We start from the raw sequence: 16000 nt of genomic DNA, 5'->3' as shown, positions 1-16000 counted from the left end.
CCTCTCTCCTTGTCAGCCGCACAATGACGCGGTGTCTTACATCATAACCACATCGAACTGCTCTTGATTATAGAGCGGCTCAATTTGTACCTTCACCTGCTTGCCGACAAAGATTTCCACTTCCGCCAGCGCATGCGACTCTTCCCCTTTCAGGGTTTCCGCCACCGCAGGGGAAGCATAGACCAGGAAGCGATCGGAATCATAAGCATGATGTACGCGGACGATCTCACGCATAATCTCATAGCACACCGTTTCCACCGACTTTACCGTTCCACGTCCGTGGCAGGTTGGGCACTCGTTGCACAGCACATGCTCCACGCTTTCACGGGTGCGTTTACGGGTCATCTCCACCAGGCCCAGCTGGGAGAAGCCGTTAATGCTGGTCTTCACCCGATCTTTACTCAGCGCCTGCTCTAAAGAGTGCAACACCCGTCGACGGTGATCTTCATTGTTCATGTCTATGAAATCAATGATGATAATGCCGCCGAGATTACGCAAACGTAGCTGGCGGGCTATCGCCTGGGTGGCTTCGATGTTGGTATTGAAGATCGTATCGTCAAGATTGCGGTGCCCGACAAAGGCCCCGGTGTTGATATCGATGGTGGTCATCGCCTCGGTCTGGTCGATGATCAGATAGCCCCCGGATTTGAGCTCGACTTTACGCTCCAGCGCGCGCTGAATTTCGTTCTCAACGTCAAAGAGATCGAATATCGGCTGACGGCCGCTGTAGTGTTCCAGCTTGCTGGTCATTTCCGGGATATATTCGGCGGTGAATTCGAGCAACGCCTCATAGGTCAGGCGCGAGTCGACGCGAATGCGATCCAGTTGCGCATCGGCAAAATCACGCAGCACGCGCTGGGCCAGAGCCAGCTCGCCATACAGCTGATAGCGGGTCTGGTTGCGCTTTTTGCGCTCCATCACCTTGGTCCATACGCGCTTAAGATAAGCGGCATCGGCGGCCATCTCCTGCTCGTGAACGCCTTCCGCAGCGGTGCGAATGATAAACCCGCCCTGCTCATCGCAATATTCTGCGACGACCTTTTTTAGGCGCTCGCGCTCGGCTTCGCTTTCAATCCGCTGAGAGACCCCCACGTGGGAGGCGCCTGGCATAAAGACCAGATAGCGGGAAGGCAGGGTAATATCGGTGGTCAGACGCGCGCCTTTGGTACCCAGCGGATCTTTAACCACCTGGACCATCAGGTCCTGGCCCTGGCGCACCAGCTCCGAAATATCGCGCACGGTAAACTGCTTTTGCTCCTCACCGGCGACGCACTCGGTATGCGGCATGATATCGGAGGCGTGAAGGAACGCCGCCTTATCCAGACCAATATCTACAAAAGCCGCCTGCATTCCCGGCAGCACTCGGCTAACACGACCTTTGTAGATATTGCCTACTATTCCGCGTCGCGCTTCACGCTCAATATGGATTTCCTGCAGAATACCGCCATCAATATACGCAACGCGCGTTTCGGATGGCGTTACGTTAACTAATAATTCAGCCGTCATCTTTATCCCTTTCCTTTACGCAGTGAGTTAAAGTTACTGAGCAACTCATACGTTTCCACCAGCGGTAAGCCGACTACGGCGTGATAGCTGCCATTAATCTTCCTGACGAAGCAACCACCCAACCCTTGAATACCGTATGCACCTGCTTTATCTAAAGGCTCGCCGCTGGCCACATAATCGGCGATATCCTGCTCGCTGAGCCGCCGGAAGGTCACTTCCGTGACCACCAGACAGTCCAGCGTTTGCTGCTTATCCGCCAGCGCCACCGCGGTCATGACCTGATGGGTGTGGCCGGAAAGCAAACGCAGCATCGCTGCAGCGTGTTCGGCGTCGCGCGGTTTTTCCAGCACTTCGCCGTTCAAAATGACAATCGTATCCGCTCCCAGCACCGGCAAATCGCGGGTGGCCATCGCCACCCCGGCCTGCGCTTTTTCGCGCGCCAGGCGGACGACATAGTGCTGGGCGCTCTCCTGCGGCTGGCGCTGCTCCTCAATACCAGGAACCAGACGCTCGAAAGCGAGACCAAGCTGAGTCAGCAGTTCCTGCCGACGCGGGGAACCAGAAGCGAGATACAGAGTTGTCATATCAACCTTATTGCACTGCAAATTGCTGACGCACTTTACGCATCAGCAGGAAGAGCCATGGCCAGAGGATGCCGTTTACTACACTACTCCAGAATACTTCCGGACGGAAAGAGACGTTGATCACTAAAAACTCTGCCCAGAAAACAATGATATCCACGGCCAGGGATAACAGCATTACCACCAGCGCCTGTTGCCACAGCGCCAGGTTACGGAACAGCTGATACTTCAGCGCGACCAGATAGGCGACGATGCTTAAAGACAGCGCGCGAACGCCGAGCGTTGAACCGCTGATGAGATCAAGAATAGCCCCCATCACGAAACCCGTCCCCACGTTTACCCGGTGCGGCAACGCGAGGATCCAGTACAGCAGGATCAATAATACCCAGTTGGGCCGGAAAACGCTGATGTCCGCCGGCCAGGGCATAATTTGCAGCAATAGCGCGATAAGAAACGAGAGCCAGATAACCCAGCGTCCCTGGCTACGGTAACTTGCCACTATTGCCCCCCTGCAGGCTGCGACGGCTGAGGCGGCGTCAACCCGGTGGCGGGCGCCGGCATCTGCGGCCCCATCGCATCCGGCGCAGGCAGTACCTGCGGCATCATCTGCATCAGACGTTCGTTAGCCACCCGATGAACCTCTTCCGGGGTCATCGGGTTAGCGCCATTACGATCGGCGCCCCACAGCAGCAACAGATAGCGCAAGCGCTGCAGCCCGGCCGTCGGACGCGCCTGAATCACGGTATAGGCGCGCTGGGTGTCCAGTTTCACCGAGGAGACTACCCCAACCGGATACCCTTCAGGGAAACGACCGCCGAGACCGGAGGTCACCAGCACGTCGCCGACGCGAATATCGGTATTCGCCGGCAGATGCTCAAGCTGGAGATCGTCCGTGCAGCCGTTACCGGCGGCAATGACGCGAATGTCGTTACGCAGAACCTGGATCGGCAGCGCATGAGTGGCATCGCAGATCAGCAGCACCCGGCTGGTCATTTTCGCCACGGCCACGACCTGCCCCACGACGCCTTTATCGCTGATAACCGGCTGGCCTTCATAGACGCCGTTCACGCTGCCTTTGTCAATAACCACCTGATCGCTGTAAGGGTCGTTGACCGTTGAGATGACCTGCGTCACCATTTTTTGCTCGTCCTGGCGCAGCGGCGAGCCAAGCAGTTCACGCAGGCGCGCGTTCTCCTGCTTGTACTGGCCCAGCATCAGCAGATCGCTGTTTTTCAGCAACAGCTCCTGGCGCAGCGCGCGGTTTTCCAGTTCGAGCTGGTCGCGGGTAGCTAGCGTCTGCGATACGCTGTCGAGCAGTTCCCGGGGACCATTAGAGACAAAGTAGAAAGGGCTGACGGCTGTATCCATGTACGTTCTGATTTGACTGAACGTACCCAGGCGGCTGTCGGCGATAATCACGCCAAGCGCCACCAGCACCGCCAGAATAAGGCGAATCTGTAGCGAGGGGCCACGGCTAAAAATTGGCTTCATAGGCTATGCGTATTCTCGTGTCAGTAAAGACCAGGGGCAGCTCGTATGCCGCCCCGGACCTTCAGGCTGACTACTCTTCGCTAAACAGGTCGCCGCCGTGCATGTCGATCATCTCCAGCGCCTTGCCGCCGCCACGCGCTACGCAGGTCAGCGGATCTTCAGCAACCACGACTGGAATACCGGTTTCTTCCATTAACAGACGGTCCAGGTTGCGCAGCAGCGCACCACCGCCGGTGAGAACCATCCCGCGTTCAGAGATATCAGACGCCAGTTCCGGCGGGCACTGCTCAAGGGCAACCATGACCGCGCTCACGATGCCGGTCAGAGGCTCCTGCAGCGCTTCAAGAATTTCGTTTGAGTTCAGGGTGAAGCCGCGTGGCACGCCTTCCGCCAGGTTACGACCGCGCACTTCAATTTCGCGCACTTCATCGCCCGGGTAAGCCGAACCGATTTCATGCTTGATACGTTCAGCGGTCGCTTCACCGATCAGGGAGCCGTAGTTACGACGCACGTAATTGATAACGGCTTCGTCGAAGCGGTCACCGCCGATACGTACAGAAGAGGAATAGACCACGCCGTTCAGGGAGATAACCGCCACCTCAGTGGTACCGCCACCGATATCCACCACCATGGAGCCGGTCGCTTCAGAAACCGGTAAGCCTGCGCCAATCGCTGCCGCCATCGGCTCTTCGATCAGGAAGACTTCACGGGCGCCTGCGCCCTGCGCGGATTCACGAATAGCGCGACGTTCGACCTGGGTTGCGCCAACCGGTACACACACCAGCACGCGCGGGCTCGGGCGCATAAAGCTGTTGCTGTGCACTTGTTTGATAAAGTGCTGCAGCATCTTTTCCGTCACGAAGAAGTCAGCGATAACGCCGTCCTTCATCGGGCGAATCGCCGCGATATTACCCGGGGTACGGCCGAGCATCTGCTTCGCTTCATGACCCACGGCGGCGACGCTTTTCGGCGATCCGGCACGATCCTGACGAATGGCCACCACGGAAGGCTCATTCAATACGATGCCTTGTCCTTTTACGTAAATAAGGGTATTCGCGGTACCCAGGTCAATGGACAGGTCATTGGAAAACATGCCACGAAATTTTTTTAACATACTAAGGGATAATCCTGAAAGCTGGGGCGGAAAACAAAATCCGCTTACTTTACCAACCACACGCAGCAGCGACAAGGCGCAAAAATCACCTGCTGCGGTGAAAATTAGTGCAGTTCATTTCCTTTGTTACAAATTTTCCCGACTCCGTTCATTGCTGAAATCTTCAGCAGCGCTCCACGCCTGAATTTGTAACCTGTCAAAGGAGGGTCACTGGCATTTACATTGCGATGATCCGGCAGGTAGACAAGCACACCCCCTTCACGATGGCGCGCGTTATTCTACGTGAAATCACGCTAAACGGCAGATCAAACCGAGTATCTTTGCGAATATTTTTTCACATTTGTGTCAAGTGGCTGTGAGGCGGCAAAAAATTCCCCCTGCCCGCCCGTGACACCGCATTGGGACAGTACCAACCACTCGCTGCGGCTGCGTACGCCCGTCGCAAAAACTTGCATAGGCATGCCTTTACAGGCTTCCACCAGGCTTTGCACCAGCAGTTGGTTCTCGCTGCGCTTTTCGATGTTGCGCGCCAGACCCGGATGCAGTTTGATCAGCTCCGCATCCAGCTGCTTGATCCAGCTGGTTCCAACCAGGGTTAACCCCGCCTGAACCACTGCCACCCGAACGCCCAGAGCGTTAACCAATCGCATAACCGGCTGCAGACGGCCGATATATTGACAAACATCTGCCTCTGCAAGTTCAAAAATAATCCGCTGACGCTGCGATTTTTCACACTGCATCAAGGCATCGCGCAGCCAGCGCTGGAAACGCGGACGGATCAGCGACTCCACCGACAGCTGGAGCGCCAAATTCTCCTCGGGCCAGAAGCCTAAAAACGGCAGCAGGCGCGTTACCTGCAGGCGGTCATACTCCTCCGCCAGGCCAAACTGCAGCACCATCGGCATGTATTCCGCTGCAATCACCTCTTCTTTACCGTCGTACATCCGCGACATCAGTTCACGATGATGTACCCGCCCGTCGCGGGTGACAGCAGGTTTTTGGTACAACCGCGGCCCGCCGCGGCTCAGCATCTGTTCGATCAGCGTTCGCCAGCGAACGTTGCCGCGACCTTTCTCCGGAAGGGTGTCATCATAGACCGACCAGCTGTTGCTGCCCTGCAGCACCGCGTTGCGCGTCGCCGCTTCCGCATGTTCCATCACCTGCGCCGCCGATTGCCCGCTGCGGAAAGAACAGATGCCGATATGCATCATATCGTCGCGATCGAGGATACGCGTTGGAGGCAGCGCATCCATCGCCTTCAGCAACAGGCCGGCGATACTATCCGCCTCTTTCAACGTACGGTGCGGCAGCAGCACGGCGAAGTCGCTACGGTGATAGCGCGCTAACAGCGCGCCGGGGTAACGCATAATAAAGGTAGAGAGCAGGTTGATAAGCGTAAAGTAATGTTCTTCGGCCGCCGCCCGTCCCCAGTTGTCCCGTAGCAGATCAAACTCCGGCAGACGGATCATCATCACGATGCCGTAGGCTCCCACCTTCTCCTGGTCTTCCAGCAGCGTGGCCAGCTGATTGTCAAAAAACAGGCGGTTATTCAGTCCGGTTTTCGAATCCTGCGCCGCGTAGGAGCGAATAAGCGTATCCATCCGGCTGCGCTGATCGCTGGCGAACTGCAGCTCCGACAGCAGCATATCCAGCGCGCTACTGGTGCTGGCCGGCCATTCATAGACCGACCCGCGCACCTGCGGCCCGCGCTCGCCGCTCAGGATACGCGTGGAACGCAGCTCCAGCAGCTCCTGGCCGGCCAGCTGGCGGCGGATCCAGCGGACGGCGAAGAAAATAATCACCACCATGAAGCCAATGGAGATCGACAGCGGGGCAGTGATCGACAGCGAACGGAAATAGTTCACCATCGGGTCAACGTAGACCAGATGCAGCGTAATACCAGGATGTTTAAGCGACTGAACCGTGATCTCACGGAATTGCTCATGGCTGCCGAGCGGGCGATAGCTATCGGGTCGGGAATGGCTGTAGAGCGGTTTGCCGTTGAGCATGAAATCGATATGCACGATCTCGATCGGCGTCATCAGCTCATCCAACTGCGGTTCAAGCTTATCGAAAGAGGTGGTGATGAGCCGGTTATCCAGCATGGTCGCCACCGCCTGAACGCGGTTTTCGACCTTGTTCTCAATGCCGTTATAAAAACTCAGCGAAGCGCCAATCAGCGTGACAAAGATGGTCAGGCTAGTTAGCAGCGTAATAAAGGCTGAGAACTTCGTCGTTAATCGCATCCCTGTGTTAACTCCGCGAGTGAATGACTACCCGATGAACCATCAGGCTCCCGTGCCGGCGCGCGCCTTGCCGCAAGCATTAACCTTTTAAAGCGCGACGCATACTATCAAAGATGGCGAGTCTGGCAATGGAATGCGTATTATCGGTAAAAGTATGCCGATAGCGAGTATAGTTTGCAGAAAAAATTTGCCAATCGTCGCCAGCCTGCGGCCTGCGCCAGAAGCGCTTTAATTTTAGACGCAGGATGGCAAACCCGCGCCAACGACGCAAATTATTACCGCTATACCGTCTGGCCAGCTTACCGCCCCCTTTTCCCTGCTAAAGATGCCGGGTCATGCGCGGCAAAGGAAACGCCTTGCGCCACTTTCCGATGATTCCTGGACGACCGCGCCTCTGCTTCGGCGGCGGCTCCTCATCCTAATGTGCAATTTTTCGTGACATATTCGCCATTCATCGCCGTCTCCGTCATGCTTAGGAAAACGCATGACGGAGGACACCATGAAAAGAAAAAAACTGACGGAAGCCGACGTCACGGCCGAATCCGTTTTTATGCTCAAGCGGCGCCAGATGCTGAAAATGCTGGGCATCAGCGCGACCGCGCTTTCCCTTCCCGCCGCCGCGCAGGCCGACCTGCTGGACTGGTTTAAAGGCCACGACCGCCCACCAGCGCCAGCGGGCAAGGCCCTGGAGTTTGCTAAACCCGCCGAGTGGCAGGCTAATTTGACGCTTACCCCGGAAGATAAGGTCGCCGGTTACAATAATTTTTATGAATTCGGCCTCGATAAAGCCGATCCGGCGGCGAACGCGGGTAGCCTGCGCACCGATCCCTGGACGCTCACCATCGGTGGCGAAGTGGCGAAACCTCTGACCCTTGACCATGACGATCTGACCAAACGCTTCCCGCTGGAAGAGCGCATTTATCGTATGCGCTGTGTGGAAGCCTGGTCGATGGTGGTCCCCTGGGTCGGCTTCCCGCTGCATAAACTGCTGGCGCTGGTGGAGCCCACCAGCAGCGCGCGCTATGTGGCCTTCAAAACCCTCTATGCTCCGGATCAAATGCCCGGCCAGAAAGACCGGTTTATCGGCGGGGGGCTCGCTTACCCTTACGTGGAGGGGCTACGGCTGGATGAAGCGATGCACCCGCTGACGCTACTCACCGTCGGGGTGTATGGCAAAGCGCTGCCGCCGCAAAACGGCGCGCCGGTCCGCCTGACCGTGCCGTGGAAGTACGGTTTTAAAGGCATAAAATCCATTGTTAGTATCGAGCTGACCCGCGAGCGGCCGCCAACCACCTGGAACCTGGCGGCGCCGGACGAATACGGCTTCTTCGCCAACGTCAATCCGCACGTCGATCACCCCCGCTGGTCGCAGGCTAGCGAGCGGTTTATCGGCGCCGGCGGCGTGCTCGATGTGAAGCGTCAACCGACGTTGCTGTTTAATGGCTATGCCGACGAAGTGGCGTCGCTGTATCGCGGCATGAATCTGCGGGAGAACTTCTAGTGCGTTTCACCGTCAAACAGATCGTCTGGCTGAAGGTTTTACTTCACCTTGCGGGGTTTTTGCCGCTGGTCTGGTTATTCTGGGCCGGGCACCAGGGCTACTTTAGCGCCGATCCAGCCAAGGATATCCAGCACTTTACCGGCAGAATGGCGCTTAAGTTTCTGCTGGCGACGCTGCTGGTCTCTCCGCTGGCGCGCTATGCGAAGCAGCCATTATTGATTCGCGTTCGTCGGCTGTTAGGTTTATGGTGTTTTGCCTGGGCGACGCTGCACCTGACCAGCTATACCCTACTGGAGCTGGGCATTAACAATCTGGCGCTGCTGGGCTCGGAGATTATCACCCGCCCCTATCTGACATTGGGCATGATCAGCTGGGCGATTCTGCTGGCGCTGGCGGTGACCTCCACGCAAGCGATGCAGCGAAAACTGGGGCGTCGCTGGCAACTTTTACACAACTTCGTCTATCTGGTGGTGATCCTCGCGCCGATACACTACCTGTGGTCAGTGAAGATCGTCTCGCCGCAGCCCGTTATATATGCCCTGCTGGCAGCGGGGCTATTGACATGGCGTTACAAGAAGTTCCGCCAGTGGTGGCGCGCAATCCGGTAATGTGCAGTTTCCCGCAGATCCTTTATCAACCGCGACTCTTTTTCAGATAGCGGTTGATAATCTTCCCTGATAAGACCAGTATTTAGCTGCCAATTGCTACGAAATCGTTATAATGTGCGACTTTGGTTTTCCTGACGGGGTTTTCTGACCCTGAAAAGGTGACAAGGGCGCATTGAAGGTATATGTTGTTTTTTACCCGAAAATGGCAGGAGATCGCCACACAATGGCAGTGAAGTTTCACATTTTGCTTTTGAATGGTCCAAACATTAACATGCTCGGTACCCGCGAGCCTGAGAAGTATGGCCCTCTCACGCTGGCTGAAATTGTTAACCGTTTAACATCTGAAGCGGCGGCGCTGAATGTGAGTCTGGATCACCTGCAGTCCAACGCGGAGCATGCGTTAATCGACCGAATTCATCAGGCTAAAGACAACGTGGACTATATCCTGATTAATCCGGCCGCGTTCACGCATACCAGCGTAGCAATCCGTGACGCTTTGCTCGCCGTGAACATCCCGTTTATCGAGATTCACCTGAGCAATGTGTATGCACGCGAACCCTTCCGCCAGCACTCGTATCTGTCAGATGTCGCCGCTGGCGTCATTTGCGGGCTGGGGGCGGATGGTTATTCATACGCTTTACAGACGGCGGTAAAACGCCTGTCACAATCACACTAAACAAAGAGTACGGAACCCACTCATGGATATTCGTAAGATTAAAAAACTGATCGAGCTGGTTGAAGAATCAGGTATCTCCGAACTGGAAATTTCTGAAGGCGAAGAGTCTGTTCGCATCAGCCGCTCTGCACCGGCCGCAAGCTATCCGGTTATGCAGCAGGCTTATGCTGCGCCGATGATGCAGCCTCAGGCGCCTGCCGCCGCGACTGCCGCACCAGCTGCTGCGGCTGAAGCGCCGGCGAAAGCGGAAATCAGTGGTCACATCGTACGTTCCCCGATGGTTGGTACTTTCTATCGTACGCCGAGCCCGGACGCGAAAGCGTTTGTGGAAGTTGGCCAGAAAGTTAACGTGGGCGACACCCTGTGCATCGTCGAAGCGATGAAAATGATGAACCAGATCGAAGCCGACAAAGCCGGCGTGGTGAAAGCCATTCTGATCGAAAGCGGCCAACCGGTAGAATTCGACGAGCCGCTGGTAGTTATCGAGTAACGAGGCGAACATGCTGGATAAAATTGTCATCGCTAACCGTGGCGAGATCGCACTGCGCATCCTGCGTGCCTGTAAAGAACTGGGCATCAAGACTGTCGCTGTGCACTCCACTGCGGATCGCGATCTAAAACACGTATTGTTAGCGGATGAGACGGTCTGCATCGGTCCGGCTCCGTCCGTAAAAAGCTATCTGAACATTCCGGCCATTATCAGCGCCGCTGAGATCACTGGCGCGGTAGCGATTCACCCGGGTTATGGCTTCCTCTCTGAGAACGCTAATTTTGCTGAGCAGGTTGAGCGTTCCGGTTTCATCTTCATCGGCCCGAAAGCCGACACTATCCGCCTGATGGGCGACAAAGTGTCCGCCATCACCGCCATGAAGAAAGCTGGCGTTCCGACCGTTCCAGGTTCTGATGGCCCGCTGGGCGACGACATGGACGCTAACCGCGCCCATGCCAAACGCATCGGCTATCCGGTGATCATCAAAGCCTCCGGCGGCGGCGGCGGTCGCGGTATGCGCGTTGTACGTAGCGACGCTGAACTGGCGCAATCCATCTCCATGACCAAAGCGGAAGCCAAAGCGGCTTTCAACAACGACATGGTCTACATGGAGAAATACCTGGAAAACCCACGCCACATTGAAATTCAGGTGCTGGCGGATGGTCAGGGTAACGCGATCTATCTGGCTGAACGCGACTGCTCCATGCAGCGCCGTCATCAGAAAGTGGTCGAAGAAGCGCCGGCGCCGGGCATCACCCCGGAACTGCGTCGCTACATCGGCGAGCGTTGCGCGAAAGCCTGTGTGGATATCGGCTACCGCGGGGCGGGTACCTTTGAGTTCCTGTTCGAAAACGGCGAGTTCTACTTCATTGAAATGAACACCCGTATCCAGGTAGAGCATCCGGTAACTGAAATGATCACCGGCGTTGACCTGATCAAAGAGCAGCTGCGTATCGCAGCCGGCCAGCCGCTGTCCATCAAGCAGGATGAAGTGGTAGTTCGCGGCCATGCGGTGGAATGCCGTATCAACGCCGAAGACCCGAACACCTTCCTGCCGAGCCCGGGCAAAATCACCCGTTTCCACGCGCCGGGTGGCTTTGGCGTGCGCTGGGAGTCACATATTTACGCCGGTTACACCGTACCGCCGTACTATGACTCCATGATCGGTAAACTGATCTGCTACGGCGAAAGCCGTGACGTGGCGATTGCCCGCATGAAGAATGCGCTGCAGGAGCTGATCATCGATGGCATCAAAACCAACGTCGATCTGCAGATGCGCATTATGAGCGACGAGAATTTCCAGCATGGTGGCACCAATATCCACTATCTGGAGAAAAAACTCGGCTTGCAGGAAAAATAATTCTGCTCTCTCAGCAAAAGGCCGGGTAAACCGGCCTTTTTTCTTTTTCTCTCTCCTCATCTATACCATGCGGTACAATCCCCGCTTTCTTCATCCTCAAGGGACAAAAAATGGACAAACGCTTTGTTCAGGCCCACAAAGAAGCGCGCTGGGCGCTGTGGCTGACCCTTCTCTACCTTGCCGCCTGGCTGGCCGCCGCCTATCTGCCGGGGGTGGCTATTGGCTTTACCGGCCTGCCACACTGGTTTGAAATGGCCTGCCTGCTGGTACCGCTGCTGTTCATTCTGCTGTGCTGGGCGATGGTCAAACTGATTTTCCGCGATATTTCTCTGGAGGACGATGATGCAGTTTGAGGTCATTATTCCCCTGATCGCCTACCTGGTGGTGGTGTTCGGTTTATCCCTCTACGCCATGAGAAAACGCGCCTCAGGTAGCTTTCTTAATGAGTACTTTCTCGGCAGCCGCTCGATGGGCGGCTTCGTGCTGGCCATGACGCTAACCGCCACCTATATCAGCGCCAGCTCATTTATCGGCGGACCCGGCGCCGCCTATAAATACGGCCTGGGCTGGGTGCTGCTGGCGATGATCCAGCTCCCCGCCATCTGGCTGTCGCTGGGCGTGCTGGGGAAAAAATTCGCCATCCTTGCGCGTCGCTATAATGCTGTCACCCTCAATGACATGCTGTTTGCTCGCTATCAGAGTCGCCTGCTGGTCTGGCTGGCCAGCCTGAGTCTGCTGGTGGCCTTTGTCGGCGCCATGACCGTCCAGTTTATCGGCGGCGCCCGCCTGCTGGAGACGGCTGCCGGTATTCCTTACGATACCGGCCTGCTGATCTTCGGGGTCAGCATCGCGCTGTATACCGCCTATGGCGGCTTTCGCGCCAGCGTGCTCAACGACACGATGCAGGGCATGGTAATGCTGATCGGCACGATCGTGCTGCTGGTGGGCGTGATCCACGCCGCCGGGGGGGTTGGCCATGCGGTAGAGACGCTGCAGTCGATCGACGTCAAGCTGGTGTCCCCGCAGGGCGCGGAGGATATCCTCTCGCCAACCTTTATGGCCTCGTTTTGGGTGCTGGTCTGCTTCGGCGTTATTGGTCTGCCACATACCGCAGTGCGCTGTATCTCCTACAAAGACAGCAAAGCCGTGCATCGCGGCATCATTATCGGCACCATCGTGGTGGCGATCCTGATGTTTGGCATGCATCTGGCTGGGGCATTAGGCCGGGCGGTGATCCCCGATTTAACCGTGCCGGATCTGGTGATCCCGACGCTGATGGTTAAAGTGCTTCCGCCCTTTGCCGCCGGGATCTTCCTTGCCGCGCCGATGGCGGCGATTATGTCGACGATCAATGCCCAACTTCTGCAAAGTTCCGCTACGATCATCAAAGATCTGTACCTGAACTGGCGGCCGGATCAGGCGACTAACGAAAAGCGGCTTAAACGCATGTCCGCCGGCATCACGCTCCTGCTGGGGGTCTTGTTGCTGCTCGCGGCCTGGCGGCCGCCGGAGATGATAATCTGGCTGAACCTGCTGGCCTTCGGCGGCCTGGAAGCCGTCTTCCTGTGGCCGCTGGTGCTGGGCCTTTACTGGGAACGCGCCAACGCGGCTGGCGCGCTGAGCGCGATGATCGTAGGCGGCGTCCTGTATGCCGTACTGGCCACGCTGAAAGTGCAGTTTCTGGGCTTTCACCCGATCGTTCCCGCGCTGCTGCTGAGTTTGCTGGCGTTTGTGACGGGGAACAGTTTCGGTCGTCCCGCCCCACAGTCCCCCATTTTGACTACTGATAAATAAAGAGTTTTGCTATGCCATGGATCCAACTGAAACTAAATACCACCGGCGCGAACGCTGAAGATCTTAGCGATGCGCTGATGGAGGCCGGATCGGTCTCGATCACCTTCCAGGATACGCACGATACGCCGGTATTTGAGCCATTGCCCGGGGAAACCCGCCTGTGGGGGGATACCGACGTAATCGGCCTGTTCGATGCTGAAACCGATATGAAAGCGGTCGTTGCCCAACTGGAGCAGCATCCGCTGCTGGGCGCCGGGTTCGCGCATAAGATCGAGCAGCTGGAAGATAAAGACTGGGAACGGGAATGGATGGATAACTTCCACCCCATGCGCTTCGGGGAGCGGCTATGGATCTGCCCAAGCTGGCGCGATGTTCCGGATGAAAATGCCGTCAACGTGATGCTCGATCCGGGTCTGGCCTTTGGCACCGGTACGCATCCGACGACATCCTTGTGTCTGCAGTGGCTGGATGGACTCGACCTCAACGGAAAAACGGTGATTGATTTCGGCTGCGGCTCCGGCATCCTGGCGATTGCCGCACTGAAGCTGGGGGCGGCAAAAGCAATCGGGATTGATATCGACCCGCAGGCTATTCAGGCCAGTCGTGATAACGCGCAGCGTAACGGCGTTTCTGAACGCCTGGAGCTCTATCTTCCTCAGGACCAACCGGAGTCGATGAAAGCCGACGTGGTGGTCGCGAATATCCTGGCAGGCCCGTTACGTGAGCTGGCGCCGTTAATCAGCGTCCTGCCCGTTTCAGGCGGTTTGCTGGGGCTTTCCGGCATCCTTGCCAGCCAGGCGGAGAGCGTCTGTGAAGCCTATGCCGATCTCTTCGCCCTTGACCCGGTGGTCGAGAAGGAAGAGTGGTGCCGGATTACCGGCCGGAAAAACTAAGCGCGATGCGGCCTACGGGCCGCATTTTTGTTTCCAGTAGCCACCAAATAATGCCAGGAAATGAGAGGCAGATCGCACTACAGAGCACTTTTTTGGCTACAAAAACAGCGTTTTATATCGCCATGCGGCCAGTTTATCCAAGAAAAATCGAGAAGTTTTATGATTTTATAAATGGACACAAATTATCCATCATCCATTAAATCAATGATTAATATAAGTATTTATTCATCCCTTTTACGCTAGTCCCGGATTCATTGATCTGCAACAGAGGATTGCTCAAAGTTTGGCCTTTCATCTCGTGCAAAAAATGCGTAATATACGCCGCCTTGCAGTCACAGTATGGTCATTTCTTAACTCATGCGCATCGGACACCACCAGCTCAGAAATCGCCTGATCGCAGCGCCCATGGCTGGCATTACTGACAGACCATTCCGGACGCTGTGCTACGAGATGGGAGCGGGTTTAACCGTTTCCGAGATGATGTCTTCTAACCCACAGGTGTGGGAGAGCGACAAGTCCCGTTTACGGATGGTGCATATCGATGAGCCCGGTATTCGTACCGTGCAAATCGCCGGTAGCGTGCCGGAAGAGATGGCTGCCGCCGCGCGGATTAACGTGGAAAGCGGCGCCCAGATTATTGATATCAATATGGGATGCCCGGCGAAAAAGGTGAATCGCAAGCTTGCAGGTTCAGCCCTCTTGCAGTACCCCGACCAGGTGAAGTCGATCCTGACGGCGGTCGTTAACGCGGTGGACGTTCCTGTGACTCTCAAGATTCGCACCGGTTGGGAACCGGAACACCGTAACTGCGTAGAGATTGCCCAACTGGCCGAAGAGTGTGGCATTCAGGCTCTGACTATTCACGGACGCACCCGCGCCTGTTTGTTTAACGGAGACGCTGAGTACGACAGTATTCGGGCAGTTAAGCAGAAAGTTTCCATTCCGATTATCGCGAATGGCGACATTACTGACCCGCTTAAAGCCAGAGCTGTGCTCGACTATACAGGGGCTGATGCCCTGATGATAGGCCGTGCAGCTCAGGGAAGACCCTGGATCTTTCGGGAAATCCAGCATTATCTGGACACTGGAGAGCTGCTGCCCCCGCTGCCGCTGGCAGAGGTGAAGCGCTTGCTTTGTGCGCACGTTCGGGAGTTGCATGACTTTTATGGTCAGGCAAAAGGGTACCGAATCGCGCGTAAACACGTCTCCTGGTATCTTCAGGAACATGCTCCAGATGACCAGTTTCGGCGCACATTCAACGCCATTGAGGATGCCAGCGAACAGCTGGAGGCGTTGGAGGCATACTTCGAAAATTTTGCGTAATAGAAATAAAGAGCTGACAGAACTATGTTCGAACAACGCGTAAATTCTGACGTACTGACCGTTTCTACCGTTAACTCTCAGGATCAGGTAACTCAAAAGCCCCTGCGTGACTCGGTTAAACAGGCACTGAAGAACTATTTTGCTCAACTGAACGGTCAGGATGTGAATGACCTGTATGAGCTGGTACTGGCTGAAGTTGAACAGCCCCTGTTGGACATGGTGATGCAATACACCCGTGGTAACCAGACCCGCGCTGCTCTGATGATGGGCATCAACCGCGGTACGCTGCGTAAAAAACTGAAAAAATACGGCATGAACTGATACATTTCAGCTATGTTATTGAATAAAAAGGCGCTACTCGGCATGGGATAGCGCCTTTTTTATTAATGTTTATACAGATGTTTATACAGCTTTGTC

General features: G+C 56.1%; 17 protein-coding genes. 10 read left to right on the top strand and 7 right to left on the bottom strand.

What is annotated here, in order from left to right; genetic code table 11:
• Window positions 1–36: 36 nt before the first annotated feature.
• From rng to KB892_RS00815, 7 genes are all read right to left on the bottom strand, one after another.
• Entirely contained in the window at window positions 37–1506 is a 1470-nt protein-coding gene (gene rng / locus KB892_RS00845; RefSeq protein ID WP_002918644.1) for a ribonuclease G, read from the bottom strand.
• A gap of 2 nt (window positions 1507–1508) precedes the next feature.
• Complete coding sequence (locus tag KB892_RS00840; RefSeq protein WP_002918646.1) at window positions 1509–2090, bottom strand: Maf family protein; 582 nt, start codon at window positions 2088–2090, stop codon at window positions 1509–1511.
• Between the two features lie 7 nt (window positions 2091–2097).
• Window positions 2098–2586, bottom strand: coding sequence for a rod shape-determining protein MreD (gene mreD, locus KB892_RS00835; protein WP_002918648.1), 489 nt, complete (start codon window positions 2584–2586; stop codon window positions 2098–2100).
• On the bottom strand, window positions 2586–3578 hold the full coding sequence (gene mreC / locus KB892_RS00830) for a rod shape-determining protein MreC (RefSeq protein ID WP_004149974.1): 993 nt from the start codon (window positions 3576–3578) through the stop codon (window positions 2586–2588). Before mreC ends, mreD begins: the two co-directional genes overlap by 1 nt.
• Window positions 3579–3648: 70 nt before the next feature.
• A complete protein-coding gene (mreB, locus tag KB892_RS00825) occupies window positions 3649–4692 on the bottom strand; it encodes a rod shape-determining protein MreB (RefSeq protein WP_002918653.1) in 1044 nt (347 codons plus the stop codon).
• Between the two features lie 305 nt (window positions 4693–4997).
• A complete protein-coding gene (gene csrD / locus KB892_RS00820) occupies window positions 4998–6938 on the bottom strand; it encodes an RNase E specificity factor CsrD (RefSeq protein ID WP_002918686.1) in 1941 nt (646 codons plus the stop codon).
• A 79-nt stretch (window positions 6939–7017) separates the two neighbouring features.
• The gene (locus tag KB892_RS00815; RefSeq protein WP_002918687.1) at window positions 7018–7209 is read right to left on the bottom strand and encodes a hypothetical protein; all 192 of its coding nucleotides are present in this window, start codon (window positions 7207–7209) and stop codon (window positions 7018–7020) included.
• Window positions 7210–7437: 228 nt separating this feature from the next.
• Here KB892_RS00815 and msrP point away from each other — a divergent pair, with 228 nt between their 5' ends.
• From msrP to fis, 10 genes are all read left to right on the top strand, one after another.
• Entirely contained in the window at window positions 7438–8439 is a 1002-nt protein-coding gene (msrP, locus tag KB892_RS00810) for a protein-methionine-sulfoxide reductase catalytic subunit MsrP (protein ID WP_002918688.1), read from the top strand.
• Window positions 8439–9047 carry a protein-methionine-sulfoxide reductase heme-binding subunit MsrQ gene (gene msrQ / locus KB892_RS00805; RefSeq protein ID WP_002918689.1) on the top strand — a complete coding sequence of 203 codons (609 nt, stop codon included), beginning with the start codon at window positions 8439–8441 and terminating at the stop codon, window positions 9045–9047. Before msrP ends, msrQ begins: the two co-directional genes overlap by 1 nt.
• Before the next feature lie 223 nt (window positions 9048–9270).
• Window positions 9271–9723 carry a type II 3-dehydroquinate dehydratase gene (gene aroQ / locus KB892_RS00800; RefSeq protein ID WP_002918732.1) on the top strand — a complete coding sequence of 151 codons (453 nt, stop codon included), beginning with the start codon at window positions 9271–9273 and terminating at the stop codon, window positions 9721–9723.
• A 22-nt stretch (window positions 9724–9745) separates the two neighbouring features.
• Entirely contained in the window at window positions 9746–10213 is a 468-nt protein-coding gene (gene accB, locus KB892_RS00795) for an acetyl-CoA carboxylase biotin carboxyl carrier protein (protein ID WP_002918736.1), read from the top strand.
• A 10-nt stretch (window positions 10214–10223) separates the two neighbouring features.
• Entirely contained in the window at window positions 10224–11573 is a 1350-nt protein-coding gene (gene accC, locus KB892_RS00790; RefSeq protein ID WP_002918738.1) for an acetyl-CoA carboxylase biotin carboxylase subunit, read from the top strand.
• A gap of 110 nt (window positions 11574–11683) precedes the next feature.
• Window positions 11684–11926 (top strand): YhdT family protein, encoded by a 243-nt coding sequence (locus KB892_RS00785; RefSeq protein ID WP_002918740.1) that lies wholly within the window; start codon window positions 11684–11686, stop codon window positions 11924–11926.
• On the top strand, window positions 11916–13367 hold the full coding sequence (panF, locus tag KB892_RS00780; protein ID WP_002918742.1) for a sodium/pantothenate symporter: 1452 nt from the start codon (window positions 11916–11918) through the stop codon (window positions 13365–13367). Before KB892_RS00785 ends, panF begins: the two co-directional genes overlap by 11 nt.
• An 11-nt stretch (window positions 13368–13378) precedes the next feature.
• Window positions 13379–14260, top strand: a complete 882-nt coding sequence (prmA, locus tag KB892_RS00775; RefSeq protein WP_002918745.1) for a 50S ribosomal protein L11 methyltransferase — start codon at window positions 13379–13381, stop codon at window positions 14258–14260.
• 357 nt (window positions 14261–14617) lie between these two features.
• A complete protein-coding gene (gene dusB, locus KB892_RS00770) occupies window positions 14618–15583 on the top strand; it encodes a tRNA dihydrouridine synthase DusB (protein WP_004144972.1) in 966 nt (321 codons plus the stop codon).
• A gap of 24 nt (window positions 15584–15607) precedes the next feature.
• Entirely contained in the window at window positions 15608–15904 is a 297-nt protein-coding gene (gene fis, locus KB892_RS00765; RefSeq protein ID WP_000462905.1) for a DNA-binding transcriptional regulator Fis, read from the top strand.
• Window positions 15905–16000: the final 96 nt, after the last annotated feature.

It is taken from the genome of Klebsiella sp. P1927 (assembly GCF_018204675.1).
Classification (GTDB): domain Bacteria; phylum Pseudomonadota; class Gammaproteobacteria; order Enterobacterales; family Enterobacteriaceae; genus Klebsiella; species Klebsiella pneumoniae.
The sequence above is the reverse complement of the archived record's forward strand: the minus strand, read 5'-3'. Positions and strand labels throughout refer to the sequence as shown.

What these genes read in the sequence shown, in the direction of transcription:
- rng (WP_002918644.1), bottom strand. Translation starts at nt 1,506, where the DNA reads ATGACGGCTGAATTATTAGTTAACGTAACGCCATCCGAAACGCGCGTT.
- KB892_RS00840 (WP_002918646.1), bottom strand. Translation starts at nt 2,090, where the DNA reads ATGACAACTCTGTATCTCGCTTCTGGTTCCCCGCGTCGGCAGGAACTG.
- mreC (WP_004149974.1), bottom strand. Translation starts at nt 3,578, where the DNA reads ATGAAGCCAATTTTTAGCCGTGGCCCCTCGCTACAGATTCGCCTTATT.
- mreB (WP_002918653.1), bottom strand. Translation starts at nt 4,692, where the DNA reads ATGTTAAAAAAATTTCGTGGCATGTTTTCCAATGACCTGTCCATTGAC.
- csrD (WP_002918686.1), bottom strand. Translation starts at nt 6,938, where the DNA reads ATGCGATTAACGACGAAGTTCTCAGCCTTTATTACGCTGCTAACTAGC.
- msrP (WP_002918688.1), top strand. Translation starts at nt 7,438, where the DNA reads ATGAAAAGAAAAAAACTGACGGAAGCCGACGTCACGGCCGAATCCGTT.
- aroQ (WP_002918732.1), top strand. Translation starts at nt 9,271, where the DNA reads ATGGCAGTGAAGTTTCACATTTTGCTTTTGAATGGTCCAAACATTAAC.
- accB (WP_002918736.1), top strand. Translation starts at nt 9,746, where the DNA reads ATGGATATTCGTAAGATTAAAAAACTGATCGAGCTGGTTGAAGAATCA.
- accC (WP_002918738.1), top strand. Translation starts at nt 10,224, where the DNA reads ATGCTGGATAAAATTGTCATCGCTAACCGTGGCGAGATCGCACTGCGC.
- KB892_RS00785 (WP_002918740.1), top strand. Translation starts at nt 11,684, where the DNA reads ATGGACAAACGCTTTGTTCAGGCCCACAAAGAAGCGCGCTGGGCGCTG.
- panF (WP_002918742.1), top strand. Translation starts at nt 11,916, where the DNA reads ATGCAGTTTGAGGTCATTATTCCCCTGATCGCCTACCTGGTGGTGGTG.
- prmA (WP_002918745.1), top strand. Translation starts at nt 13,379, where the DNA reads ATGCCATGGATCCAACTGAAACTAAATACCACCGGCGCGAACGCTGAA.
- dusB (WP_004144972.1), top strand. Translation starts at nt 14,618, where the DNA reads ATGCGCATCGGACACCACCAGCTCAGAAATCGCCTGATCGCAGCGCCC.
- fis (WP_000462905.1), top strand. Translation starts at nt 15,608, where the DNA reads ATGTTCGAACAACGCGTAAATTCTGACGTACTGACCGTTTCTACCGTT.